The 26180-nt window shown below is 65.9% G+C and carries 19 protein-coding genes; 11 read left to right on the top strand and 8 right to left on the bottom strand.

Features of this window, described 5'->3' with window-relative positions:
• Positions 1-19 precede the first annotated feature (19 nt).
• The 3 genes from acnA (at position 20) to KDG50_07370 (ending at position 4993) form a co-directional block, all read left to right on the top strand.
• Positions 20-2716: an aconitate hydratase AcnA gene (acnA, locus tag KDG50_07380; GenBank protein ID MCB1865238.1), complete on the top strand. Its 2697-nt coding sequence runs from the start codon at positions 20-22 to the stop codon at positions 2714-2716.
• A complete protein-coding gene (gene purB / locus KDG50_07375; protein MCB1865237.1) occupies positions 2716-4083 on the top strand; it encodes an adenylosuccinate lyase in 1368 nt (455 codons plus the stop codon). Before acnA ends, purB begins: the two co-directional genes overlap by 1 nt.
• A 430-nt stretch (positions 4084-4513) precedes the next feature.
• A complete protein-coding gene (locus tag KDG50_07370; protein MCB1865236.1) occupies positions 4514-4993 on the top strand; it encodes a hypothetical protein in 480 nt (159 codons plus the stop codon).
• A gap of 48 nt (positions 4994-5041) precedes the next feature.
• Here the strand turns inward: KDG50_07370 and KDG50_07365 are convergent, their stop codons facing one another.
• Both KDG50_07365 and KDG50_07360 read right to left on the bottom strand, forming a co-directional pair.
• Positions 5042-6517 (bottom strand): hypothetical protein, encoded by a 1476-nt coding sequence (locus tag KDG50_07365; GenBank protein MCB1865235.1) that lies wholly within the window; start codon positions 6515-6517, stop codon positions 5042-5044.
• Between the two features lie 27 nt (positions 6518-6544).
• A complete protein-coding gene (locus KDG50_07360; protein MCB1865234.1) occupies positions 6545-7354 on the bottom strand; it encodes a hypothetical protein in 810 nt (269 codons plus the stop codon).
• Positions 7355-7792: 438 nt separating this feature from the next.
• Between KDG50_07360 and KDG50_07355 the strand changes: the two genes are divergently transcribed.
• Together KDG50_07355 and KDG50_07350 are read left to right on the top strand one after the other, a co-directional pair.
• Positions 7793-9751, top strand: coding sequence for a monovalent cation:proton antiporter-2 (CPA2) family protein (locus tag KDG50_07355; protein ID MCB1865233.1), 1959 nt, complete (start codon positions 7793-7795; stop codon positions 9749-9751).
• Complete coding sequence (locus KDG50_07350) at positions 9748-10884, top strand: aminotransferase class V-fold PLP-dependent enzyme (protein ID MCB1865232.1); 1137 nt, start codon at positions 9748-9750, stop codon at positions 10882-10884. Before KDG50_07355 ends, KDG50_07350 begins: the two co-directional genes overlap by 4 nt.
• A 28-nt stretch (positions 10885-10912) precedes the next feature.
• Here KDG50_07350 and KDG50_07345 read toward each other — a convergent pair whose 3' ends face one another.
• Positions 10913-11716 (bottom strand): 20S proteasome subunit A/B, encoded by an 804-nt coding sequence (locus tag KDG50_07345; protein MCB1865231.1) that lies wholly within the window; start codon positions 11714-11716, stop codon positions 10913-10915.
• A 273-nt stretch (positions 11717-11989) separates the two neighbouring features.
• Here KDG50_07345 and KDG50_07340 point away from each other — a divergent pair, with 273 nt between their 5' ends.
• From KDG50_07340 to KDG50_07325, 4 genes are all read left to right on the top strand, one after another.
• A complete protein-coding gene (locus KDG50_07340) occupies positions 11990-15241 on the top strand; it encodes a transglutaminase family protein (protein ID MCB1865230.1) in 3252 nt (1083 codons plus the stop codon).
• Between the two features lie 24 nt (positions 15242-15265).
• Complete coding sequence (locus tag KDG50_07335; protein MCB1865229.1) at positions 15266-16717, top strand: circularly permuted type 2 ATP-grasp protein; 1452 nt, start codon at positions 15266-15268, stop codon at positions 16715-16717.
• A gap of 2 nt (positions 16718-16719) precedes the next feature.
• Entirely contained in the window at positions 16720-17724 is a 1005-nt protein-coding gene (locus tag KDG50_07330) for an alpha-E domain-containing protein (protein ID MCB1865228.1), read from the top strand.
• Positions 17725-18098: 374 nt separating this feature from the next.
• Positions 18099-20021, top strand: coding sequence for an SLC13 family permease (locus tag KDG50_07325; protein ID MCB1865227.1), 1923 nt, complete (start codon positions 18099-18101; stop codon positions 20019-20021).
• A gap of 83 nt (positions 20022-20104) precedes the next feature.
• Here KDG50_07325 and KDG50_07320 read toward each other — a convergent pair whose 3' ends face one another.
• The 5 genes from KDG50_07320 to KDG50_07300 all read right to left on the bottom strand — a co-directional run bounded on the left by KDG50_07320 (position 20105) and on the right by KDG50_07300 (position 22697).
• Positions 20105-20641 carry a hypothetical protein gene (locus KDG50_07320; protein ID MCB1865226.1) on the bottom strand — a complete coding sequence of 179 codons (537 nt, stop codon included), beginning with the start codon at positions 20639-20641 and terminating at the stop codon, positions 20105-20107.
• A 24-nt stretch (positions 20642-20665) separates the two neighbouring features.
• Positions 20666-21160: an isoprenylcysteine carboxylmethyltransferase family protein gene (locus tag KDG50_07315; GenBank protein ID MCB1865225.1), complete on the bottom strand. Its 495-nt coding sequence runs from the start codon at positions 21158-21160 to the stop codon at positions 20666-20668.
• Entirely contained in the window at positions 21157-21651 is a 495-nt protein-coding gene (locus tag KDG50_07310) for a DsrE/DsrF/DrsH-like family protein (GenBank protein ID MCB1865224.1), read from the bottom strand. Before KDG50_07310 ends, KDG50_07315 begins: the two co-directional genes overlap by 4 nt.
• 110 nt (positions 21652-21761) lie before the next feature.
• Positions 21762-22004, bottom strand: coding sequence for a sulfurtransferase TusA family protein (locus KDG50_07305; GenBank protein MCB1865223.1), 243 nt, complete (start codon positions 22002-22004; stop codon positions 21762-21764).
• An 81-nt stretch (positions 22005-22085) separates the two neighbouring features.
• Positions 22086-22697 (bottom strand): TetR/AcrR family transcriptional regulator, encoded by a 612-nt coding sequence (locus tag KDG50_07300; protein MCB1865222.1) that lies wholly within the window; start codon positions 22695-22697, stop codon positions 22086-22088.
• 110 nt (positions 22698-22807) lie between these two features.
• Here KDG50_07300 and KDG50_07295 point away from each other — a divergent pair, with 110 nt between their 5' ends.
• Entirely contained in the window at positions 22808-24127 is a 1320-nt protein-coding gene (locus KDG50_07295) for an acetyl-CoA C-acetyltransferase (protein MCB1865221.1), read from the top strand.
• Entirely contained in the window at positions 24124-26118 is a 1995-nt protein-coding gene (locus KDG50_07290; protein MCB1865220.1) for an enoyl-CoA hydratase/isomerase family protein, read from the top strand. The genes KDG50_07295 and KDG50_07290 overlap by 4 nt, the downstream gene beginning before the upstream one ends.
• The last annotated feature ends 62 nt before the right edge of the window (positions 26119-26180 follow it).

Genomic DNA, 26180 nt, shown 5'->3' with positions numbered 1-26180 from the left:
ATTACCTGAGGTCCGCCCCATGACCGACTCCTTCAGCGCCCGCAGCGAACTTGTCGTCGGCGATCGCCGCTACCGCTACTGGCGGCTTGGCGCACTCGCGGACCGTTTCGATCTGGACCGGCTGCCGTTCTCGATGAAGATCCTGCTCGAGAATCAGCTGCGCTTCGAGGACGGCCAGAACATCACGGGCAAGGACATCGAGGCGGTCGCCGGCTGGGACGCAACAGCGGAACCGTCGGTCGAAATCGCCTTCACGCCAAGCCGCGTGATCCTGCAGGACTTCACCGGCGTACCCGCGGTGGTCGATCTCGCCGCGATGCGCGATGCCATGCGCGCACTCGGCGGCGATCCGACCCGGATCAATCCGCTGTCGCCGGCCGAACTCGTCATCGATCACTCGGTGCAGGTCGACGCCTTCGCGTCCAGCGACGCGATGGACCTGAATGCAAAGATCGAATTCGACCGCAACCAGGAACGTTATGCGTTCCTGCGCTGGGGCCAGAACGCGTTTTCGAACTTCAAGGTCGTGCCGCCCGACACCGGCATCGTGCATCAGGTGAATCTGGAGTACCTCGCACGCGTGGTGTTCGAGGCCGAACGCGATGGCGAATCGATCGTCTATCCGGACACCGTCGTCGGCACCGATTCGCACACGACCATGATCAATGGTCTGGGCGTGCTGGGCTGGGGCGTCGGCGGCATCGAGGCAGAGGCCGCGATGCTCGGCCAGCCGGTTTCCATGCTCGTGCCGCAAGTCATCGGTTTTCGGCTGAACGGACGTCTGCGCGAGGGTGTCACCGCGACCGACCTCGTGCTGACCGTCACGCAACTGCTGCGCAAGCGCGGCGTGGTCGGTAAATTCGTGGAGTTCTTCGGCGATGGCCTTTCGAACCTGCCGCTCGCCGACCGCGCAACCATCGCCAACATGGCGCCCGAATACGGCGCGACCTGCGGCATCTTCCCGATTGACGCCGAAACCATCCGGTTTCTGAGACTGTCCGGTCGCAGCGACGCGCAATGCGATCTGATCGAGGCCTATGCGAAGGCGCAGGGCATGTGGCGTGTCGATGGTGGCCCGCGGGCGAACTACACCGACGTGCTGGAACTCGACATGGCCGAGGTCGAGCCGAGTCTCGCCGGACCGAAACGCCCGCAGGACCGTATCGCCTTGAGTTCCGCCAAGCAGGTCATCGGCGATGCCTTGCACAAGCTGCAGGACGAACGTGCGGGACGCGCATCCGGCGCTGGCGCAGCGACCGGCGCAGTCGCCACCGGCTACAAGGGCCAGAACTTCGATCTGAACGACGGCGCGGTCGTGATCGCCGCGATCACGAGCTGCACGAACACCTCGAACCCGGCCGTGATGCTCGGCGCCGGCCTGCTCGCGCGCAACGCCGTCGCGCGCGGCCTGCGCGTGAAGCCCTGGGTCAAGACCTCGCTTGCGCCCGGCTCACTGGTGGTAACCGAATATCTGAAGAAGGCCGGGCTGCTTGATGACCTGGAAGCGCTGGGCTTTCACATCGTCGGCTACGGTTGCACGACCTGCATCGGCAACTCCGGCCCGCTGCCCGATCCGATCACCCAGGCGATCCGCGACGGCGATCTGATCGTCTCCTCGGTGCTCTCGGGCAACCGCAACTTCGAAGGTCGCGTGCACCCGGAAGTGCGCATGAATTTTCTGGCCTCGCCGCCGCTGGTCGTCGCCTATGCGCTAGCCGGCACCGCCGACATCGATCTGCTCAACGAGCCGCTCGGTCAGGATGAAGACGGTGCGAACGTCTTCCTCAAGGATATCTGGCCGTCGCAGCAGGAGGTGCACGACACGGTTACGGGCAGCATCGACTCGGCGATGTTCCGCGCCAGCTATGACAGCGTGTTCAATGGTGACTCGCGCTGGAACGGCCTGACCGTACCCGAGGGCAATCGCTTCGAGTGGAGCGGTGAATCCACCTATGTACGTAATCCGCCTTATTTCGACGGGATTTCGATGCAGACGCCTGGCATTGCCGACATCGAAGGCGCACGCTGCCTCGCATTGCTCGGCGATTCGATCACGACCGACCACATCTCGCCGGCCGGCTCGATCAAGGCCGATTCGCCGGCCGGACGCTATCTGATCGAACACGGCGTGCAGCCGGTCGATTTCAACTCGTACGGATCACGCCGCGGCAATCACGAGGTCATGATGCGCGGGACGTTCGCGAACATCCGCCTGCGCAACCGGCTGGCCCCCGGCACCGAAGGTGGCTGGACCACGCACCAGCCCTCCGGCGAAGTCATGACCATCTACGATGCATCGATGCGCTATCAGCAGGATCGCGTTCCGCTGATCGTGATCGCCGGCAAGGAATACGGCACGGGTTCATCGCGCGACTGGGCCGCCAAGGGCACGCGGCTGCTCGGCGTCGCGGCGGTCATCGCCGAGAGTTTCGAGCGCATCCACCGCTCGAACCTAATCGGCATGGGCGTGCTGCCGTTGCAGTTTTCCGACGGCGATGACGCAGAAAAACTCGGCATCACGGGGACCGAGACCTTCACGATCGAGGGCCTGAAGCCCGGCGTGAACGAGGTCTGCATCGTCGCAACGCGCGCGTCCGGCGATGCCGAACCATTCTGGTGCCGTGTACGCATCGACACGCCCAAGGAGTGGGAGTACTACGCGAACGGCGGCATCCTGCATTACGTGTTGCGTGATCTCGTGCGCCAGGCCGCCTGATGGAGCTCAACTCGCTCACGGCCGTATCCCCTGTTGACGGGCGCTACGGCGGCAAGACCAGTGCGCTACGGGCGATCTTCAGCGAATACGGCCTGATGCGCTTTCGTGTGCTGGTGGAGATTCGCTGGTTGCAGCACCTTGCCGCGACACCGGAGATCGCCGAGGTGCCGGCGCTTTCGCGCGAGGCCCGCGCGCGGCTGGATGCATTGTTCGAAGACTTCGACATGGAATCCGCCCGGCGCATCAAGGCCATCGAGCGCACGACCAATCATGACGTCAAGGCCGTCGAGTATTTCCTGAAGGAGCGCACGGCGGATGACGGCGAGATCCACGCGATCAGTGAATTCTTTCATTTTGCCGCGACTTCAGAGGACATCAACAATCTCGCCCATGCGCTGATGCTCGGTGCCGGGCTGCGCGAGGTGTTGCTGCCGGAGATCGACGTGCTGATCGAAGCGCTGCGCGATCTCGCGCATGCGCACGCGGCCGTACCGATGCTCTCGCGTACGCACGGCCAGCCGGCCTCGCCGACCACGCTCGGCAAGGAGATCGCGAATTTCGTGTATCGCCTCGATCGCGCACGCACGCAGATCGGATCCGTCGAACTGCTGGGCAAGTTCAACGGCGCGGTCGGCAACCACAACGCGCACTTGGCGGCGTATCCCGAAGTCGACTGGCCCGGACTGAACCGCGCGTTCGTCGAATCGCTCGGCGTGCGGCACAACCCGTATACCGCGCAGATCGAACCGCACGACTACATCGCGGAACTGTTCGATGCGATCGCCCGCATGAACACGATCCTGATCGACTTCGCGCGCGATGTCTGGGGATACATTTCCCTGGGCTATTTTCGCCAGCGCACCGTCGCCGGCGAGGTCGGATCGTCGACCATGCCGCACAAGGTCAACCCGATCGATTTCGAGAACGCCGAAGGCAATCTTGGCATTGCAAATGCCCTGTTCGCGCATCTGGCCGCGAAGCTGCCAATCTCGCGCTGGCAGCGCGACCTCAGCGACTCCACGGTGCTGCGCAACATCGGCGTCGGCATCGCGCATACCAGCATCTCGCTGCAATCGCTGATGCGCGGCATCGCCAAGCTCGAAGTGGATGAGACACGACTTGCGGCCGATCTGGACAGCAACTGGGAGGTGCTTGCGGAGGCCGTACAGACCGTCATGCGACGCTACGGTCTCGATCGTCCCTACGAAAGACTCAAGGAACTGACCCGCGGCCGGCGCGTGGATGCCGCGGCATTCGCCGCGTTCATCGATACGCTGGAACTGCCGGAACCGGTGCGCAGGGATCTGCGTTCGCTGCTGCCATCGACGTACACCGGCAACGCGGCGGATCAGGCAGCGGCAGTGTGACAACGATTGCGTCCGCAGTCGACACCCTGCGCGGAAAGCGCAGAAAATCCAGTGATCCTGGTTGACACGAGGATGCGAATGTTTGAATCTGTGATGGGGGTCACATCCAAGGGCGTGCTGGTTACTACAATTGGCCTCGAGCATAGATGGCCAGGCCCTCCCGCCTGTGTTCCCCCAACGTGTCGTCTTAAGCTCAACTCGCTTTGGAACCGGACTGTCCCACCCACACAGGCAGTCCGGTTTTTTTCTGCCCGCGTTTTCCATGGAAACGCTGATCAATCCATCCTGGATTGCCAGCGCAACGAAACCCAAAAAGCGCGGTTTTCCGGTTTCTCGCATTTTCAACGACTTGCAGCCGCTGAAAATGGCGGCACCTCCTTGCGCTGCGGGAAACCAGGAATCGTTCGGCGTTTTTCTGACGAACCATCCCGTGTCTGAGTACCAGCACCTGACCGGAGCGACGGACTGCGCGAGTGAAGCAGAAGGCCTTGTGCGCGGGGCGCGTACCGAGGTCCTGATCTTCGCACCGCGGCTGGACCCGGAACTGTTCGCGTCAACCGGCTTTCTCACCGCCGCACGCGAGTTCCTGCTGCGCTCGCCGCGCACGCAGATGCGCGCACTCGTGCGCGATGTCGAAGCGATTGTCGGCGATGCGCACCCACTGCTCCGGCTTTCCAACCGCCTGCCCAGCAAGTTCTCCCTACGGGTGATCGCCACGGATTTCGACGAGGTCGTCGAACGCTACCTGATCGCCGACCGTACTGGACTCCTGCATCTGACCCAGGCCGACGGCTGGAACGCCTATTGCCACCCGCATGCAACGCCACAGGCGCGCACCCTCGCCCGGCAGTTCGATCAGATCTGGGAATTCAGCCATGAGCATCCGGACTTGCGCCGGATGACCTTGTAGCGAACGGTCACCGTTGGGGCAATCGGGGCGGTATTGAACCAGCCTCGATCAGGTAGCAGGGAGGATCGCGAGCCCCGCAAGTCCGGCCAGCAGGGTCACGCCGGCCAGCACCGCAATCAGCACCGCGACGGCACCCAGCGCGAGCATCCAGTCCGTCGGGCCGGCCGCGCCGGCGGGCGGGTCGGGCACCGCGGCGAGCGGCCAGGTCGGATGCAGGGTTTCGAGCCAGCCCGGATGCCATTGCTGATCGATGATCCGCGCCTCGAAATAAAAACTCACGAGCAGAAACCCGTACACCGCGAGCGTGAAGGTGACAAAGACGGACCAGATCACGAGCGATGCGACCACGACGACGAGCGCGGCGGTAGCGCCGGAAGCACCACCGACGGTCTGCCCCAGCCATCCCAGCGCCAGTCCCAGACCATAGGCCAGCGTGCCGGCAACGGAGGTCCAGACGACGAGGGCCAGCAACAGCGAGAAACGCCGCCCGGTGCCCAGCCGCAGACCACGCCGGAACGCCGCGAACGGACCGATCCGCTCCAGCGATGCCACTGGCAGGACCAGCGCCGCGACCAGCCCCCAGATTGCGGTCAGGCCCAGGGTCACCCCAAACAGGATCAGGCGCCCGAGCCCGGCACCGATCACCCCGACGCCGGCGAGCGCCGCTGCATCGATCAGCCAGATCGGCAGTCCGACGATGACGATCGCAGTGAAAACGACCGGCAGGCGACGAACGCCGGCCGCGATCAGCATGGCCGGCCCGGCCCGCCGGCCAGACATCAGCGCCAGGCCCGGGGCCTGCAAGAACATTGCGACGGAAGCGGCGGCGGAAAATCCGCCGACCAACAAGATTGCGACGAACCCCGCCAGCGCGACCACACTGCCGCCGGCCGACATCAGCACTTCGCCGGCCTGCCCCGAGCCGATCGCGTCAAGGCTGGCACCGGAAACACCCAGCAGGATCGAGCCGACCACCAGCGCGACGACAACGGTGAGCGCGACGTGCGCCAGCCACAGTCCCCAGAGGTTTCGGCTCGCCAGCGCCAGACCCAGACGCAGCCGCTCGCCCAGACCGAGCGGCCGGGGCTGGTCGGGGTCGTCGAGATCGCGCTCGCGTACCGCCGACACCGGCAGGCCGAGCTCAGGCCGCAACCGACGCTGCGCGCCGCGCGCCAGCATGCGTTCCTGCAACTCGCTGGACATCACCTGGGTGGTCGAACCCATGACCAGGGAGCTGGCCGTTTCCTCGGACGGGTTATCGAGCATGCTGGAGGACTCGCCCATCCCGGCGTTCAGGGAATCCCCGCTCGACTCGATCTCGAGTTCCACCCCGGCGGCCAGCAGATAGGCGCGCAGCTTGCGCACGCGCTCCTCGTCGAGGTCACGCGCCAGGCGCACCGGGCGCTTGCGCAGATAGTGGCGGATCCGCTCCTCGGGCCGGTCGAACAGCCGCACCAGCCGGCGCACCAGCCGCGGCTCGGCCGCCGCCGGCCAGCTCTTCAGCCAGACCGAGTAGCGCGGCACGGCGTCAGACCCGCGCGGCGACCGCCGTCAGCGCCCGGGCGCCCTAGGCATCTCCAGCGGCCGCGACCGGAAGCCCGACGGCACCGACAGGTCCGCCGGGTCGATCGCGTCGTGATGCACACCGGACAGCACCAGATCAAGGCTCTGGCCACTTGGACCGAAGCGACGCACGCGCACCGGCACCATCCCCTCAAAGGCGGCACCCATGGTCAGGCCCGGCCCGGCACCGCCACGCGTCTTCGACGACATGGCCTCCATGCGGTCGGAGAAGCTGCGCATGGTTCGATACTCGGCCGTGGAGATGCCCAGCTGGTCGATCGGCGTGACGCACAGCTCCGCGGCCGGCTGGCCATCCGCAATGACCTCGACGATCTGGCATTTCACCGGCCCGACCTGGTCGAAACGGCTGGTCCTGCGCTGCTCGATTTTCGGCGCGCTGGCCGGCGGACCACCGCCGAAGCGCTGCATCATCGCGCGCATGCGGGCCTGCTCCTCCGGGCTTTTACCCCGCAGGGCCTGCTCCATCTGCGCGCGCGCCTGCGCCATCGCGGCGTCGACGGCCTGGTTCATCTGCGCGGCCGTTTTCTCATCCATGACGGTGTATTCCTGCCGCTCCGGAGCAACCAGCGCAAAGCTGCCCGCGGCTTCGTTGTACAGGCTGTAGCCCTGGCCGTCCGACGAACCGAACCGGGCCCGTCCGCCGACCACCTGCACCGTGCTCTGCCCGGCGGACTGGCCGTTCTGGTCCAGATGCGTGAAGACCAGCGTGGAATCGGCCCACGCAACAGGTGCTGCCAACAACGCAACGGCGGACAACAGTCGGGCGAGCGCTTTCATTCAATCGTCTCCTGGGCGGGGCCCATACATTCCGTCCAACCTAGTGTCCTGTCCCGCAATTATCTATCGTTTCTGCGTGGCTGAGCAGGGCTGGATCAAGGCGGCGATTCGCAGCCATAGCGCGCTATGGACAGGATCGCCAACGCTGAGTCAGCCCTGCCCAGCCGCGCCCGCAGGGAGGGCCCCTACGGTTCGAGGGCTGTGTTGCGCCGCTTGCCAATGGAATGACCATTGCCTTCACGACGCGCCTTGCCCTCGAACCGTGGGAACCCTCAGAAATGACAGATCATTGCGGGACAGGACACTAGCAAAGCTCCGCGCGCTGCGCAAAGCGCACTACCACGGTCCGACGCCAGACACTCGATCATGCGTGCGGCGCGTGGTCGCGACGTGTGATCATGAGGTCGTTCATACGCCCTCATCGCTGTACGGATTCTCATGGCGCACCATGTGCTCGAAAGTGTGCTGCTGCTGCTGGCGCTGTCGATCGGCCTCGTGTGGCTGCTGCGTCGCGCGCACCTGCCGCCGATCCTCGGCTATCTGATCGTCGGCGTCGCGGTCGGACCGCATGCCGCGGGCTGGATCGGACCATCCGAGTCGCTGGGCCTGATCGCCGAGATCGGCGTCGTGCTGCTCCTGTTCATGATCGGCATGGAATTCTCGCTCGCACGCTTCATCGCGATGCGACGCGTGGTACTCGGCCTCGGCGGCGCACAGGTTGCTGTCTCGACACTGGTCGGCGCAGTGGTCATTCACCTGCTCGGTTTCGACTGGCGCGCGGCGCTGATCGTCGCCGGGGCGATGGCCCTGTCGTCGACGGCCATCGCGGTGCGCCAGCTCGGCGAGCAGTTCGAGCTGCAATCGCGGCACGGTCGAGCGGCCCTCGGCGTGCTGCTGTTTCAGGACCTCGCCGTCGTGCCGTTCCTCGTCGTGCTGCCGATCCTGGCCGGCGACGCGAATACCGCCGTGTGGGGGCCGGTCGGCATCGCCCTGCTCAAGGGTGCCGCGGCGTTCGCCCTGATGCTCGCCATCGGCCACTGGCTGCTGCCGCCGTTCCTGCACCAGGTCGCCAGCGCACGTTCCGCGGAACTGTTCACGCTGGCCGCGCTGGTGGTCGCACTCGCCGCCGCCTGGGCGACGCAGCTGTTCGGGCTGTCGCTCGCGCTCGGCGCGTTCCTCGCCGGCATGATGCTCGGCGAAAGCGCCTATCAACACCAGATCGAGACGGATATCCGGCCGTTTCGCGACGTCATGATGGCGGTGTTTTTCATCACCGTCGGCATGCAGCTCGACGTGCCCGGCCTGGCGTCGATCTGGCGCGAGGTCACCGTCCTCGTCGTGGGCATTCTCCTGGGCAAGGCCATTCTGATCTCAGTGCTGGCCCGAATGATGGGCGAAGAAAGCGGGGTTGCCGTGCGCACCGGGCTGGTGCTCGCACAGGGCGGGGAATTCGGTTTCGCACTGCTCGCCCTGGCCCTGCAACTCGATCTGCTTTTCGACGACGAGGCGCAGATCGCGGTCGCGAGCATCCTGATCAGCATGCTGATCGCGCCGTTTCTGATCCGCCACAACGGGGCGATCGCAAAACGCCTGTTCGGCAGTTATCTCCAGCACCGCCGCGAGGCGCTGGAGGAGCTCAACGAGGCGACACACAATCTCGCCCAGCCGGTCATCGTCTGTCGCTACGGCTGGACCGGCCAGCACCTGACACGGTTTCTGGAGAGCGAGGGCATCGAGGTCATCGCACTGGATCTGGACCCCGCGCGCGTGCGCTCCGCGCGCACCGCGGGCGAGCCGGTCTTCTACGCCGACTACACCCATCCGGAGGTGCTGATGGCGGCCGGTGTCGATCGCGCGACGGCCGTGGTGCTGACCAGCGATGAGCTGGACGTCGCACGGCGCATCATCGCCGCGGTCCGGCGCGAGAACCAGACGATCCCCATCATCGTGCGCAGTCGCAACGATGCCGACATCGACGAACTGACGCGGCTCGGTGCCGACGAGGTCGTGCCCGAGAACATCGAGGGCAGCATGACGCTGGCGACCCATGTGCTGCATCGCCTGGGCTTTCCGGCCGACGACGTGCTGGCCATGGTCGAACTCGCGCGCGCGCGCCGCCTGCAGGCCAGGCTCGCGCCGTTTGACGACGACGTCGCGGCCGAGGCCGCCGGCGATCTCGTGCCCTTCGGCATCGACGAGCGCTCGCCGGCCTGCGGTCAGTCGCTCGCCGAACTGCAACTCGACCTGCAGGGCGTGCGGGTACATGCCATCGAACGTGGCGGTATCCGTGGCTATGCCCCGACCGGCGCGCTGCGCCTGCGTGCCGGTGACGTACTCATCCTCGAGGGATCGAGCGAGGGCCTCACCCAGGTCGAAGAGCGGCTGCGCTCGCCATGAACGCGGAATTTGCCGCGGCCTTTGCACTCGATGACGGTCTGGTCTACCTGAACCACGCCGGCGTCGCGCCGTGGCCGGTCTGCGCGCGTGATGCTGCTATTGCATTCGCGCGCGAGAACGCCGCGTCCGGCGCCGCGAACTATCCGCGCTGGATTGCCGTTGAACAGCGTCTGCGCGACCGGCTTGCGCAGCTGATCGGCGCCGCCGGCGCGGACGACATCGCGCTGGTGCCCAACACCTCGGCCGGACTGTCGATCATCGCCGGCGGACTCGACTGGCGCGCGGGAGACAACATCGTCTCGTTCGCCGGCGAATTTCCATCCAACCGCATCGTCTGGCAGGCGCTGGCCGAACAGGGGGTGGAACTGCGGCTGGTTTCGCTTTCCGGCGACGATCCGGAGCATGAGCTGCTCTCGGCCTGCGATCGCAATACGCGGCTGATCGCGGTCAGTGCCGTGCAGTTTCACAATGGGTTTCGCATCGACCTGGAACGCATCGGGGCAGAAACACAACGGCGCGGCATCCTGTTCTGTGTGGATGCCATTCAGTGGGTCGGCGCGCTGCGGATGGATGTCGGCGCATTGAACATCGACTTCCTTGCGGCCGACGGACACAAGTGGATGCTCGGACCGGAAGGGATCGGCGTGCTGTGGATGCGTCCCGAACTGCGCGAACGCCTGACACTGCACGCGCACGGCTGGCACATGGTCGAACGTGCGGAAGACTTCAGCGCGACCGCCTGGCAACCCGCGAAAACGGCGCGCCGTTTCGAACCGGGCAGCCCGAACCTGCTCGGCATCCATGCGCTGGATGCCGCCGTCGGGCTGTTGCTCGACACCGGGCTGGCACGCGTCGAACAGCGGGTGCTCGACAATACGCGCGCGATCATGGAGCACGTGCAGGCCACCTCGAGCCTGCGTCTTATGAGTCGCGCGCAGGCCGAACGCCGCAGCGGCAGCGTCACCTTCGCGGTGGAGGGGGCGTCAGACCACGATGTACTGCGCAGGCACCTCGCAGCAGCGGGCGTGGTCGGTGCGGCGCGCGGCGGGGGCCTGCGATTCTCCCCGCATTTCTACCAGGACTGGAGCGATATCGAGCGCGCGTTCGCGGCGCTTTCGCAGGCCCGGCGTTGACGCCGCGCCCGGGAACCGGCGCGGCTGCTCAGCCCTGACCGACGCTCTTGAGATCCACCGGCTCAGGGACGTACGAGCAACCCGCGCTGTCCATGCCTTCCGCCTCCCACGGCAGGGCCGGCAGATTCGCAAAAGCCTGGCGAATGCCCTCGTTCCAAGCGGTCTGGATCGCGCCCAGGTACGGGTCGGTCTGCTCGAAGCGACAGTAGCGAGTCAGCGCTATGGTGTCGGCGCCACTCACGGCGACCTCGAACGGCGGACCAACCGTGATGTTCGATCGCGCGGTTGCGTCCAGCGAAACCAGCACCAGACGCGCACCGGCATCCAGCGGCATGTGGTAGTCGACGATCCGGTCCAGTCCGGGCTTGCCGTATTTGCTCTCGCCGATCTGCAGGTACGGGGTCTCGGGACCGGCCGAGATGTAGTTGCCCTGCGCGTAAATCATGTACATCTCGTGCGGCTGACCCTGGATCTGACCGCCGAGGATCAGGGTCACCTCGCCGCTGATGCCGGCCTGCGCAAGGGACGGCGCATGCATCTGCTGGATCTGCTGGCTGAGGCGCCCGACATATTCGGCAACCTCGAATACGAACTGACATGAATTCAGGTTCACCCGACCGTCCGTGGCCGCAAGATCACGCTTGAGGTAATTCATCAGTTCGCCGGTGTTCGCAAGATTACCGGCCGAAAGAATTATGAAAATGCGGTCCGGCGCGCTGTCGAACACGTGCATCTTGCTGACCGTCGTCACATAGTCGACGCCGGCATTGGTGCGCGAGTCGGATGCGAAAACAAGGCCCGAATCGAGTTTGAGGCCCACGCAATAGGTCATTCAACGGTCCCCGGAGTCAAGAGCAAAACGGATCGTGCAGGTCGCTTCCACCACAGACCAGGGAGCGGCGCGTCGATCACTTGCGGGGGTGTGATCGTACACCCGCCGGGGCAGCAATTGCTGCTCCTGCCGCATCACCGCCGACGCCGACCGGACATCCGTCGATTCCGCACCGAATTTGATTCTAGCACCGCATTGGTGCGCGAATTGGAGATTACAGCCGCACTGCGATTGGGCTATGCTCCGGGGCCGCTGAAGCAAACTCGCCAAAGAATGTCCATTCAGGTTGCCCTGCGCCACCGCACCGAATACCGCTACGACCGCCGCGTGGGCCTGTCCCCGCAACTGATCCGGCTGCGCCCCGCGCCGCACACGCGCACCCCACTGCACCGCTACGCGCTGACCATCGAGCCCGCGGGTCATTTCCTGAACTGGCAACAGGACCCGTTCGGCAATTTCGTCGCACGCGTGGTGTTTCCCGACCCGGTCGAACAGTTCGTGGTGGACGTCGACCTCGTCGCGGATCTGGTGACGATCAATCCGTTCGACTTCTTCGTCGAGCCGGAGGCCGAGGCGTGGCCATTCGACTATGAACGGCACCTCGCGCATGAACTCGCGCCGTATTTCGAAATCCGCGAACACGGCCCACGGCTCGAACGCTGGCTCGCCCGGGTGCCGCGCAAGCCGACCCAGATCGTCTCCTTCCTGGTCGACCTGAACCAGCGCCTGCAGCAGGACATCGGCTACCTGATTCGCCTCGAACCGGGCATCCAGACCTGCGAAGAGACGCTCGAACTCGCACGCGGCTCGTGTCGCGATTCGGCCTGGCTGCTGGTGCAGATCCTGCGTCATCTGGGGCTGGCCGCGCGCTTCGTCTCGGGTTATCTCGTTCAGCTGGCGCCGGACCAGAAATCGCTGGACGGGCCATCGGGTGCAGAGGCCGATTTCACCGACCTGCACGCCTGGGCCGAGGTGTTCGTGCCCGGCGCGGGCTGGATCGGGCTCGACCCGACCTCGGGCCTGTTCGCAGGCGAGGGACACATCCCGCTGGCCTGCACGCCGGACCCGCAGAGCGCGGCGCCCGTCGAGGGTGCATCGGACCCCTGCGAGGTCGAGTTTCACTACATCAACCGCGTCACGCGCATCAAGGAAAAACCGCGTACGACCAAGCCCTACGGTGCGGCGCAGTGGCACGCGATCCGCGCGCTCGGCGAAACCGTGGATGCCAGGCTCGAACGCGCCGGCGTACGGCTGACCATGGGCGGCGAGCCGACGTTCGTGTCGATCGACGACATGGACAGCCCGCAGTGGACCACCGCAGCGCTCGGCGCGCACAAGCTCGAACGCGCCGAGGCCCTGCTGCGGCGTCTGCACGCACGCTTTGCCGACGGCGGCTCGCTGCACCAGGCGCAGGGCAAGTGGTATCCCGGCGAGCCGCTGCCGCGCTGGTCGCTGGACTGCGTATGGCGCAACGACGGCCTACCGGTGTGGCGCAATCCCGCGCTGCTGGCGGCCCCGGAGTCACGCAGCAACCCGGACACCGCCATCGCCGGGCGCTTCGCGCGTGCGCTGGCGAGCCGCCTGGGCCTGTCCGAGGACTTCGTCGCCCCGGGCTACGAGGACGCGTTCTACTACCTCTGGAAAGAGGGGACGCTGCCCGACAACCTGAATCCGAAGGACAACCGCCTGGCCAACCCGCTCGAGCGCGCGCGGCTGCGCGAGGTCTTCGAGCATGGCCTGGACCACACCGTCGGCTACGCCCTGCCGCTCGTGTTCGACGGCGGCTGGCAGTCCGGACCCTGGCGGTTCCGGCGCAATCACATGTTTCTGCTGCCCGGCAATTCACCGATGGGCCTGCGCCTGCCGCTCGACGCCCTGCCCTGGGAAGCGCCGGCGCGCCGCCAGCAGTGGCTGGAGCGCGATCCGTTCGCGCCGGAGCCGTCGATCGCCGACCTCACGCCGCGCGTGCAGGACCCGAACCGGGCGCGCTTTGCGGGCAACGCCGCGGCGGAGTCGCTGGTGCGCACAGCCCTGTGCGTGGAACCGCGCGACGGCCGTCTGCATGTGTTCATGCCGCCGCTCGCCACGGCCGATGCCTGGCTGGGCCTGATGCAGGCGATCGAGCAGGTCGCCGCAACTTTGCATCAGCCGGTCGTACTGGAAGGCTACGAGGCACCGCATGACTCGCGCCTGAGCCGTTTCCACATCACGCCGGACCCGGGCGTCATCGAAGTCAACATCCATCCGGCGCACAACTGGGACGAACTCGTCACACGCACCGAGGCGCTGTACGAGGAGGCACGGCTCGCGCGCCTCGGCACCGAGAAGTTCAATCTCGACGGACGTCACACCGGCACGGGCGGCGGCAACCACGTCACCATCGGCGCGGCCATGCCGGCGGACAGCCCGATCCTGCGCCGGCCGGACCTGCTTTCCAGCCTGGTGCTCTACTGGCAACACCACCCGGGCCTGTCGTACCTGTTCTCGGGCGCATTCATCGGCCCGACCTCGCAGGCGCCGCGCATCGACGAGGCGCGCGACGCGCAGATGCACGAGTTCGAGATCGCACTCGAACAGACCCCGGCCGGCGAGATCGCCCAGCCCTGGCTGGTCGACCGCCTGTACCGCAATCTGCTCGTCGACCTGACCGGCAATACGCACCGCAGCGAATTCTGCATCGACAAGCTGTATTCCCCGGACGGTCCGACCGGCCGCCGCGGCCTGGTGGAGTTCCGCGCCTTCGAGATGCCGCCGCACGCGCAGATGAGCGCCGTGCAGATGCTGCTGCTGCGTTCGCTGATCGCGCGCTTCTGGGCACAGCCGTACACCGGCCGCCCGGTGCGCTGGGGCACGGAACTGCATGACCGTTTTCTGCTGCCGCACTACGTCGAGCGCGACGTGCACGAGGTCGTCGACGACCTGCGCCGGTTCGGCATCGCGTTCGATCCGCACTGGATCGACCCGTTCGTGGAATTCCGCTTTCCGAAGTACGGCGCGGTTTCGATCAACGACGTGGAACTCGAACTGCGCTTTGCCATCGAGCCCTGGCATGTGCTCGGCGAGGAAATGAGCTCCGGCGGCACCGCGCGTTTCGTAGATTCGTCGATCGAACGCGTGCAGATGCGCGCCACGGGCATCACCGAAGGCCGGCATGTCGTGACCTGCAACGGCCGGCGTGTGCCGCTGCATCCGACCGGCCGGCGCGCCGAATCGGTCGCCGGCGTGCGCTTCAAGGCCTGGGCACCGTACTCGGCGATGCATCCGACGATCGGCCGGACCGACCGGCTGGTGTTCGATCTGCACGACACCTGGAACCGGCGTTCGCTGGGCGGCTGCACGTATTTCGTTGCACACCCCGCCGGGCGCAATTACGAGAGCTTTCCGGTCAACGCCAACGAGGCCGAGGCACGCCGGCAGGCACGCTTCGCCGAACACGGCCACACACCAGGCGAATGGTCGCCTCCACCGGAACGTCCGAGCGAGGACTTTCCCTACACACTCGACCTGCGCCGCCGCCCGCGCTGAACGCGCGCCCATGAGGAGGATTGCATGCCACTGAACTGGCGAGGCTACGACCCGAACGACTTTTACGACGAACTGTACGCATCGGCCGGCCACCCGCGCGCCTCGGCCCGCAAACTCATCTCGCACCTGAAAAAGCTCGGCGACAAGGAAATCATCGCCCGTCAGGCAGCCAGCGAGGTCGCCATCAAGGAAATGGGCATCACCTTCACGGTGTATTCCGAGGCCGGCATGATCGATCGTGCATGGCCGTTCGACATCATCCCGCGCATCATTCCGGAACGTGAGTGGCAGCGCATCGAGGCCGGGCTCAAGCAGCGCGCGCATGCACTGAACCTGTTCATCGATGACCTCTATCACGACCAGCGCGTCATCGCCGATGGCGTGTTTCCGAAGGAACTGCTGACGAAGTCGGTGAACTTCAGACCGCAATGCGTCGGTGTCAGTCCGCCGCATGGCGTGTGGGCCCACATCTGCGGTTCCGATCTTGTTCGCGACGCGGACGGCACGGTCTACGTGCTCGAAGACAACCTGCGTGTGCCGTCCGGCGTGTCCTACATGCTGGAAAATCGCCAGGTCACCAAGCGTGTGTTTCCGGAACTGTTCGAGGACCTGTCGATCCTGCCGGTCGACGATTACCCGTCGGATCTCTTTGACACGCTCGCCGCGCTGTCCCCGCGTCCGGCCGACTACCCCGAGGTCGTGGTCCTCACGCCGGGCGTATTCAACTCGGCCTACTTCGAGCACGCCTATCTGGCGCAGCAGATGGGTTGCGAACTCGTCGAAGGCTCCGATCTTTGCGTGGCCGACGACGACTGCGTGTACATGCGCACCATCGACGGCCCGAAACGCGTGGACGTCATCTACCGGCGCATCGACGATCTGTTCATGGACCCGGAGGCGTTCCGGCCGGATTCCACGCTCGGTGTGCGCGGCCTGATGCGCGCCTGGAAGGCCGGCAACGTCGCGCTCGCCAACGCGCCGGGCGCGGGCGTGGCCGACGACAAGGTCGTCTACACCTACGTGCCGGACATCATCCGCTACTACCTGGGCGAAGACGCGATCATTCCGAACGTCCCGACCTGGCGCTGCATCGATCCGGACTCGATGGAACATGCGCTTGCGAACCTCGAGGAGATGGTCGTCAAACCCGCCAACGAATCCGGCGGCTACGGCATGCTGGTCGGGCCGGCCTCGACGAAGAAGGAGCGCACCGAGTTCGCTAAGCTCGTACGCAAGGACCCGCGCAACTACATCGCGCAGCCGGCGCTGAAGCTGTCGGTTTGCCCGACCCTGGTCGAAGACAACGTCGAGCCGCGTCATCTCGATCTGCGCCCGTTCACGCTGTCGTCCGACCGCGTGCGCGTCACCACGGGCGGGCTCACGCGCGTAGCCCTCAGGCGTGGATCGCTGGTCGTAAATTCCTCCCAGGGCGGGGGCAGCAAGGACACCTGGATCGTCGCAACGGGAGGACGCTGAGCATGCTTTCACGAGTCGCCGCAAATCTGTATTGGTTCGGCCGCTATACCGAACGCACCGAGGACACCGCCCGGCTGATCCGGGTCAACACCCAACTTCTGCTCGACCTGCCCAAGGGCATTTCGCCGGGCTGGCGCCCGCTGCTCGAAATCATGGGCGCGCGCGACGCATTCGATGCCCGCTACCAGGACAGCACGGAGCGCAATGCGCTGCGGTTTCTGATCGGCGAACCGACGAACTCGAGTTCCATCCTGTCGTCCGTCCGCGCGGCGCGCGAGAACGTGCGCACCATGCGCGACTATCTGCCGCGCGAGACCTGGGAACAGGTCAACGAGCTGTACCTCTATGCCCGCGACAAGCTGCCGGATGGCCTGAGCAAACACGGGCGCCATGAGTATCTGGACCAGATCATCAAACAGGTCCAGGGCATCGCCGGCCTGCTCGGCGGGGCAATGAGCCACGACCGCGGTTTCGTCTTTCTGCGCTCCGGTCGCCACATCGAGCGCGCGGACATGACCAGCCGCATCATCGACGTGCGTTCCGCCTCCCTGCTGTCGAACGCGCCCAGCGAGATCAAGAGTTACGACAACGTGCAGTGGATGAGCGTGCTCAAGTCGCTGACCGCCTACCAGATGTACCGGCGCACCATGCAGTCGCGCGTACAGCGCAGCGCCGTGCTGGCGTTCCTGCTGAAGGACCCGAGCTTCCCGCGCGCGATCAACTACAGCCTCGCCGCCGTCGCCGGCGGGCTGGACCGGCTGCCGCACAACGAGGCGCCGTTGCGCGAGGTCGGGCGGGCCCGTCGACTGGTCGATGCCGCAGACGTGCACAAGCTGTCGCAGGAAGAACTGCACCGGTTCATCGACGAATTCCAGATCGCCCTCGGCGACGTGCACAACGCCATCGCGGCCACCTACTTCGATGTGCCGTTCGACCCGCCCGCGCCGCCCGAGCCCGCTGCGCAGTCGCAGGAGCAGACCCAGACGGCAGCGGCGCCGGCCGCCTGACGCCCGACCAGCGCGGCCCGGCCCCCGCTCGCCGCGCTGAGGCGTGGCGGGGGCCGGCCCTGATATACTGGCGGTTTGCTCCGCCTTGACCAAACGCCCGCCAGCATCTGGCGGTCAGCGCGCGAACCGGGCGGAATCGACCGCCTCCGGCAGCCATTCCGGCCAGGCGGTCCGCCCGGCACGGGCAGGAACTCACTCACAAGGTTCAGGCGACGATCTCGCGCCCATTGGCGCGACGACGGCAGCAGTGGCCGTACGCCTGCCGCACACGAAAGACCGACAGACCTATGCAGCAAAGCGCCAACACGATCATGGAACTGGCCACCAGCGAGACGAAGCCGGCGCCCAGGAAACCCATCCTCACCCGCAAGCAGATGATCGCTGGCGTGATCTTCGCGCTGATCGCCATTTACATGGCCACGATCGTGCCGACGATCCAGATCGCCTGGGTGAGCGCCCTGCTGCTGCTGACCATCTACCTGTTCGCGTTCGAGGTCGTCGGCGTGGATGTCGCGGCCGCCACGGTCATGGTGCTGATCGGGCTGACCTCACTGTTCGCGCCGATCATGGGGCTCGAACATGGCCTGGTCGACACCAAGCACCTGTTCGACGGCTTCTCCTCGAACGCGGTCATTTCAATCATCGCGGTCATGATCATCGGCGCGGGACTGGACCGCACCGGCATCATGAGCAAGGTCGCCGGTTTCATCCTGAAGGTCGGCGGCACAACCGAAAAGCGCATCATCCCGATCATCTCGGGCACGGTCGGCTTCATCTCCTCGTTCATGCAGAACGTCGGCGCCGCGGCGCTGTTCCTGCCGGTGGTCTCGCGTATTTCGGCGCGTTCCGGCCTGCCCATGTCGCGCCTGCTGATGCCCATGGGCTTCTGCGCGATTCTGGGCGGAACGGTGACCATGGTCGGCTCCAGCCCGCTGATCCTGCTCAATGATCTGATTCTGACCTCGAACAAGGCGCTGCCGGCCGAGCAGCAGATGGACACCTGGTCGCTGTTCTCCGTGACCCCGGTCGGCCTCGCACTGGTCATCACCGGCATCCTGTATTTCGTGCTCGCCGGACGCTTCGTGCTGCCGGCGACCAAGAGCGAGAGCAGCACGGTCGGTACCGATCCGGTGAAATACCTGCGCGATGTCTACGGGCTGGAGTACTCGGTCAACGAGATCGTCGTGCCGGACAAGAGCACGCTGGTCGGCCGCACCCTGGACGAGATCGAGACCGAGCACCGCGTGCGCGTCATCGCCAGCAAACGGCCGGGCGAGGAATCGCGCATCGGCCCCGGCACCATTGCCCGTGACCTCGAGGTCATGCGCGGCATGGTGCTCGGCGTGGTCGCCTCGCCGTCCGACCTGAACAAGTTCGTCGACGACTTCGGGCTCACCAAGCGCCCCGCACTGCGCACCTTCGCCACCTCGCTGGCCGCGACCAAGTCCGGCATCGCCGAACTGGTCATCCCGCCGAGCTCGCAACTCATCGGCAAGAGCGCGCGCGACGTGTGGATGCGCAAGACCTACGGCGTCGCGATGATCGGCCTGCACCGCAATGGCGAGACCATGCGCGAAGGCGACCACATCCGCAACATGCCGTTCCATGCCGGCGACACGCTGGTCGTGCACACCGCCTGGGACAACCTCACGCGCCTGCGCAAGGACCGCAACTTCGTCGTCGTCACGACCGAGTACCCACACGAAGAAAGCCGTCCACACAAGGTCATCCACGCGGCGACCTTTTTCGCGATCGCCCTGGGCCTGGTGCTGTTCACCGATCTGCGTCTGTCGGTGGCGCTGTTGACTGGCGCCATGGGCATGATCCTGGCCGGCGTGCTCAGGATCGAAGAGGCCTATCAGGCGGTGAGCTGGAAGACCGTGTTCCTGCTCGCCTCGCTGATTCCGCTCGGACTCGCAGTGGAAACCACCGGCACCGCGAAGTGGATCGCCGAACAGGTGGTTTCGAGCATCGGCGGGGCCTCGCCGTGGGTGATCCAGGCCGCGATCGCCATGCTCGCGACCTTCTTCACGCTTGTCATGTCGAACGTCGGCGCGACGGTGCTGCTCGTGCCGCTGGCGGTGAACATCGCGCTGCAGGTCGGCGCCAACCCGGCCGTGTTCGCGCTGACCGTGGCCATCGCGACCTCGAACTCGTTCCTGATCCCGACCCACCAGGTCAACGCCCTGATCATGGGCCCGGCCGGCTACCGCGTACCGGACTTCATGCGCGCCGGCGGCATCATGACGATACTGTTCTTGACCGTCATGTTGATCATGATGAACCTGGTGTTCTGATCCATAACGGAACCTAGGATCAAACCAGCGCGGTTCGCCAGAGCTGCGAGATGCCTAGTGTCCTGTCCCACGACCGACAAGGCTCAGTGCAGGTCGGGATCGACCTTGAAGGCGTTCAGGATGATATCGGCCGCGATCTGCTGGGCGCCATGAGCCAGTGCATCGAAGATCTCGCGATCGCTGAGCCCGGCATCGCGCAGCACCTGAATATCGGCGGCATCGGTCGAGTTGGAATCCTTCAGCGCCTTCATCACGAAACGCAGCAATGCGCTTTCCCTCCCGTCCAGCGGCGCCGCATCCGGATCGGCCTTGATCGCGTTGACGGCGTCCACATCCAGCTTGCACATCTGCATGAGCATGCCGGCGTTCAGCCCCACGCAGTACTCGCAGCGCTCCATTTCCGACGCCAGCAGCCGAATCGTCGCGAACAGCGGCTGCGATAGACTCGGATGCTGCATCGCTTCCTTGATCTCGGCCCAGTGCCGCGCGAGATGATCCGGGTTGATGCTGTCGAGACGAACGGCGTTCGGTACGAAACCGATCATGCCGGAAATGTCGGCGTAGATTTCAGCCAGCAGGCCATCGGCGCTGGCAGGGTCCACAGTTTCGATCAATGCCATGTTGGCGGTCTCCTCGGAAGAAAATTACAACCAGCGGCGCACCTGACTGCGGTAGTCGCGATACGCCGCACCAAAACGCTCTGTGAGTCTTTGTTCCTCGAAACGAATATGACGCCGTGTGAGAACCCACATGAACGCCGGAATCAGCGGCAACGCCATCGGTGTGGCGAGCCACAGCGCCCACCCGGTCAGGGCGGCCGTCATCGCGACGTACATCGGGTTGCGCGTAAAGCGGTAAGGGCCACTGACCACAAGGGCATCGCTCTCGCCATGCGGATGAATGGTGGTCCCCGCGCGCAGGAACAGGCCCGCGGCCCAGGCGACCAGTGTTCCGGCCCCGATCCACAAGACCACGGCGGCCTCGTGCAGCGGCCATTGCGCAAGGAACATCTGCCATGCCAACGGCATCGGCAGCAGGCGGTTCAGTACGTACGCGGATGCTGCAAACAAGGCCAGCCACGCCGGCGGCACCATGCGCAGGCGCAAACGCGTTTCGTTGTTGGTGGATACGGCGTTCATACAAAGAGATTCACGTCGGCGGTCAGCGCGACGGGCAGAAAGCTCGCCGCACCGATCCAGTCCGCAACCTCGTCAATGAACTCGCCGCGCGACCAGCCGAACAGATCGACGGTCATCTGACAGGCCACGAAGCGCACGCCCGCCTCGATCGACAGCTCGCGCAGTTCCTCAAGACTCGCGACTCCCTTTGCGGCAAGCCCCTTGCGGAACATAGCGCCCGCTGCCTTTTCGAAGCCGGGCAACACGGCCATGACGCTGGTCGGAATGTTCAGCTCACGATTGCGCAGCCAGGCCGGTCCGACGGGAAGCTTCATGGGCATGGCCGGATTGCCGAGCGGTGTGACCTTCAGGTCCAGATCGCGCTTGAGCAGTGAAAGTCCGTAGAAGGTGCAGAAGATGGACACCTCCCAACCCAGCGCGGCCGCGGTCGAAGCAAGAATCAGCGGCGGATACGCCATATCCAGCGTGCCCTTGGTCGCAATGATCGTCATCGACGGCACGCGGGCCGCGTCGCGCTCGGCCATGCGCGCGTCGAAGCGGCGATCGAACCATTGTTCGAGATCGTCGACCGCAATACCGTCGGGCAATTGCACGGGCGCGTTCATGCCGACACCTCGGGTTTGCGGATCACAAAACGAAAGCCGTCGTCCGACGATTCAGAGCTGACCAGGGCGTTGCCGGTCTGGCCGCAGAAGGCCTCCATATCGCGGACTGATCCGGGGTCGGTCGCGAGGATCGTCAACGTCTCGCCCGCCGCAAGTTGGGCCAGCAGCTTGCGCGTGCGCAGGATCGGCAGCGGACAGTTCAGTCCGCGCGCGTCCAGGGTTCGGGTCGTGGTCTGCATTGGTCAGCCTCCGTTGATCGAAAATACAAGTAGACCGGTCGGTCTAACCTCGGGGAAAATTTTTTTTCGTACCCGCATCCCTCAGGCGGGCGGCGCACGCAGCACGCGGATATCCGCGACCGTCGGCCCGAGCTGGCGAATCAGCTCCGGATCGTTGCGCGTCTTGGCACGCAACATCAGCCCCTCGATCATCGCGAACATCGCCAGCGCCGTGGACTCGACATCCACCTCCGGACCGATCTCGCCCCGCCCGGCGGCCTCGTGCAGGGTCGCGGTCAGCTGCTGCTCCATACGCGCGAAGATCGCGTCGGCCTTCACGCGAATCGCTTCATCCTGCGTACTGCGCTCGCTGGCCAGGTTGCCGAACGGACAACCCAGCGTATGGCCCATCGCGTCCGCGAGTTCCTTCTGAAATTCATAGCCGAGCTGCAACAGGCGCACGATGCGCGCGAGCGGCGGGATGTCGGGCTGGAACGCGCGCGACAGGATGCGTTCCTTGAACTCCGCGAAGAACGCGTCCATGACCGCGAGTGTGAGTTCCTGCTTCGACGGGAAAAAGTGATAGAAGCTGCCCTTGCGCACGTCCGCGCGCTCGCAGATTTCGGCCACGCCGACATCGGCATAGCTGCGCGAGTAGATCAGATCCCGCGCGCTCTCCAGGATGCGCTGACGTGTTTCGCCGCTCGCCGTCATGGGCGCCAGTATAGTGGACCGTTCAGTCAAGTCAAGCGCGCGAGTGGCCGGGACCGGACACCGCGGGCATTTCTGCTAGAGTCTCCGCACCCGCCCCACGGAGTGCCTCGATGTCCGAGAGCGCGCTTTCCGGCCGCGACGTGTTCATCGTCGACGGCGCACGCACGCCGTTCCTGAAGGCCCGTACCGGGCCCGGACCCTTCCACGCCGCGGACCTCGCCGTCGCCTGTGGACGCGCCCTGCTGTTGCGCCACGAACTGGCCCCCGACGCGTTCGACGAAGTCATCGTCGGCTGCGTCGGCCCGACCGTGGACGAAGCCAACATCGGTCGCATCGTGGCGCTGCGGCTCGGCCTGAGTGAACGAACCCCGGCGTGGACCGTGGCGCGCAACTGCGCCTCGGGCATGCAGGCGCTCGATTCCGCCGCGAAGGACATCGCCACCGGCCGCGCCGATCTGGTGCTCGCCGGCGGTGCCGAGGCGATGAGCCATGCACCGGTCGTGCTGGGCGAACGCATGGTCAGCTGGCTCGGTCGCTGGAACACCGCGCGTTCGTTCGGCCAGCGCGTGGCGACCATCGGCAGCCTGCGCCCGGCGTTTCTCGCGCCCGTCATCGGCCTGTTACGCGGGCTGCGCGATCCGGTCGTTGGGCTGAACATGGGCCAGACCGCCGAGAAGATCGCTTGGATGTTCGGCATCACGCGCCAGCAGATGGACGAGTTCTCGGTCGAAAGCCACGGGCGCGTCGCGGCCGCGGCCGACGGCGGACACTTCGACGCCGAACTCACCCCGGTCTACGACACCCGCGGCAATCTTTACGCAGCCGACGACGGCCTGCGTCGCGATTCCAGCGTGGAGATGCTCGCGAAACTCAAGCCGTTTTTCGACAAACCCGCCGGCCACGTCACCCCCGGCAACAGCTCGCAGATCACCGACGGCGCCTGCCTGATGCTGCTCGCGAGCGCCGAGGCCGTCGCCCGCCACGGGCTGCCCGTACTCGGTCGCCTTGTCGACGTGCAATGGGCCGCGCTCGACCCGTCGATCATGGGCCTGGGCCCCGCGTATGCGATGGCGCCGCTGCTCGCGCGTCACGCACTCGCGCGCGACGACATCGACTTCTGGGAGATCAACGAGGCCTTCGCCGCCCAGGTGCTCGCCTGTCAGGCGGCGTGGAACGATGCCCAGTGGTGCAGGACAGAACTGGGTCTCGATTCTCCGCCCGGCGCGATTGATCCTGCGAAACTCAATGTCGACGGCGGCGCGATAGCGCTCGGCCATCCGGTCGGCGCGACCGGCGCGCGCATCGTGCTGCATTTGTTGCAGGTCCTGGCGCGCAACGAGGCCAGGCGCGGTATCGCGAGCCTGTGCATCGGTGGCGGACAGGGCGGCGCAGTGCTGGTCGAGCGGGTCATCACGGGAGCCGGCGCATGAACGCACCGCAGAGCTGGTTCTACGAACGCTTCGACGACGGCATTGGCCGGCTGCGTTTCGACAACCCCGCGGGGCCGAATACGCTGTCGCGCGCGCGCCTGCTCGAACTCGAACAGCGCCTGACGGAGATCGCCTCCGACCCGCCGCGGGGCCTGATCGTCGAATCGGGCCAGAACGACTTCATCGTCGGTGCCGATGTCTCGGAATTCGCCGACATTCCCGACGCGCCGAGCGCACGCGCCTACATCGAATGGGCACAGTCGGTCCTCTCGCGCATCGAGGCGCTGTCCTGCCCGAGCGTCGCAGTCGTCCGCGGCAACTGCCTCGGCGGCGGAATGGAACTCGCGCTGGCCTGTCGTTATCGCATCGCCTGCGACGACGCGCGCACCCGCCTCGGCCTGCCCGAAGTGCTGCTCGGCATCTTCCCCGGATTCGGCGGGAGCATGCGGTCCATGCGCACGGTCGGTCCCCTCGCGGCGTTCGATCTCATGCTGACCGGTCGCGGCCTGCGTGCACGCGCGGCCGCCCGCATCGGGCTGGTCGACTACGCCGTACCGGAACGACAGCTGGAAAATACCGCGCGCTTCCTTTTCGATCAGCTTCCGCGCGCGCATCGGCCCGGCTGGAAGGCGCGCGTACTGCGCAGCGCCCCGCTGCGCCCGCTCGTCGCCGCGCTGGTGCGCCGGCAGGTTTCCTCGCGTGCACGCGAGGAACACTATCCCGCGCCCTACCGGCTGATCGAACACTGGCGCGTGAACGCCGGCAGCGAATCGTTGATGCTCGATGGCGAAGCCGCGAGCGTATCCGATCTCGTCGTCACCCCCACGGCGCGCAACCTCGTGCGCGCGTTCTTCCTGCAGGAACGACTGAAAGGCCTCGGCAAACAGACCGACTGGCGCGCACGGCATGTGCATGTGATCGGCGGCGGCGTCATGGGTGGCGATATCGCCGCGTGGTGCGCGATGCGCGGACTGCGCGTAAGCCTTCAGGACCGTGGCGCCGAGCATCTCCGCACCGCGATGCAGCGCGCCGGGAGCCTGTTTGCGAAACGCCTGCGCGTGGATTACGAGCGCACCGCGGCCTGGGACCGGCTGATTCCGGACATCGCCGGCAACGGCGTTGCGCATGCCGATGTCGTGATCGAGGCGATCTTCGAGAACGCCGAGGCGAAGCGCGATCTGTACCGCGCACTGCAACCGAAACTGCGACCGGATGCCGTGCTTGCCACGAACACCTCGAGCATTCCGCTCGACGAACTGAACACGGCGCTCGACGACCCCACACGTCTCGTCGGTCTGCACTTCTTCAACCCAGTCGCGAAGATGCAACTGGTCGAGATCGTCGCGGCCGACGCAACGAACCCCGATGTCGCGCAACGCGCAGCAGCGTTCGCCCGGCAGATCGGCAAGCTGCCGCTGCCGGTGAAAAGTCTGCCGGGTTTCCTGGTCAACCGCGTGCTGACGCCGTATCTGCTCGAGGCCGTGGAACTCGCCAACGAGGGGCTGGAGATCGAGGTGATCGACGAGGCCGCGCTCGCCTTCGGCATGCCCATGGGGCCGGTGGAACTCGCCGATACCGTCGGGCTGGACATCTGCCTGTCGGTCACGAAAAACCTCGCGCCGTTTCTGGGCTTCGAGATTCCCGAAGTGCTGAGGAAAAAGGTCGAGGCCGGCGAGCTCGGCCGCAAGACCGGGCGTGGTTTTTATCAGTGGAAGGGCGACCGGCCGCAGAAGTCGCGCGTGCGACATCCGGCACCCGACGATGCCGCGCAACGCCTGGTGCTGCGCTACGTGCGCGAGACCCAGGCCGCGCTGCGCGACGGGGTGGTTGCCGACGCCGACCTCGCCGATGCCGGCATGATCTTCGGCACCGGATTCGCGCCGTTTCGCGGCGGCCCGCTGCGCTACGCAGGTGACGTCGGCGAGGACACGATCCGCGAGCAGCTCACGGACCTCGCCGCCCGCCACGGCGAACGCTTCGCGCCCGTGTGAGCCAATCCAAAAGCCTTGGCGAAAACCGATCTATTGAACTAAACTAACAAGACTTAGTCTGA

The sequence above is a fragment of the Chromatiales bacterium genome (assembly GCA_020445605.1).
GTDB lineage: Bacteria > Pseudomonadota > Gammaproteobacteria > JAGRGH01 > JAGRGH01 > JAGRGH01.
The sequence above is the reverse complement of the archived record's forward strand: the minus strand, read 5'-3'. Positions and strand labels throughout refer to the sequence as shown.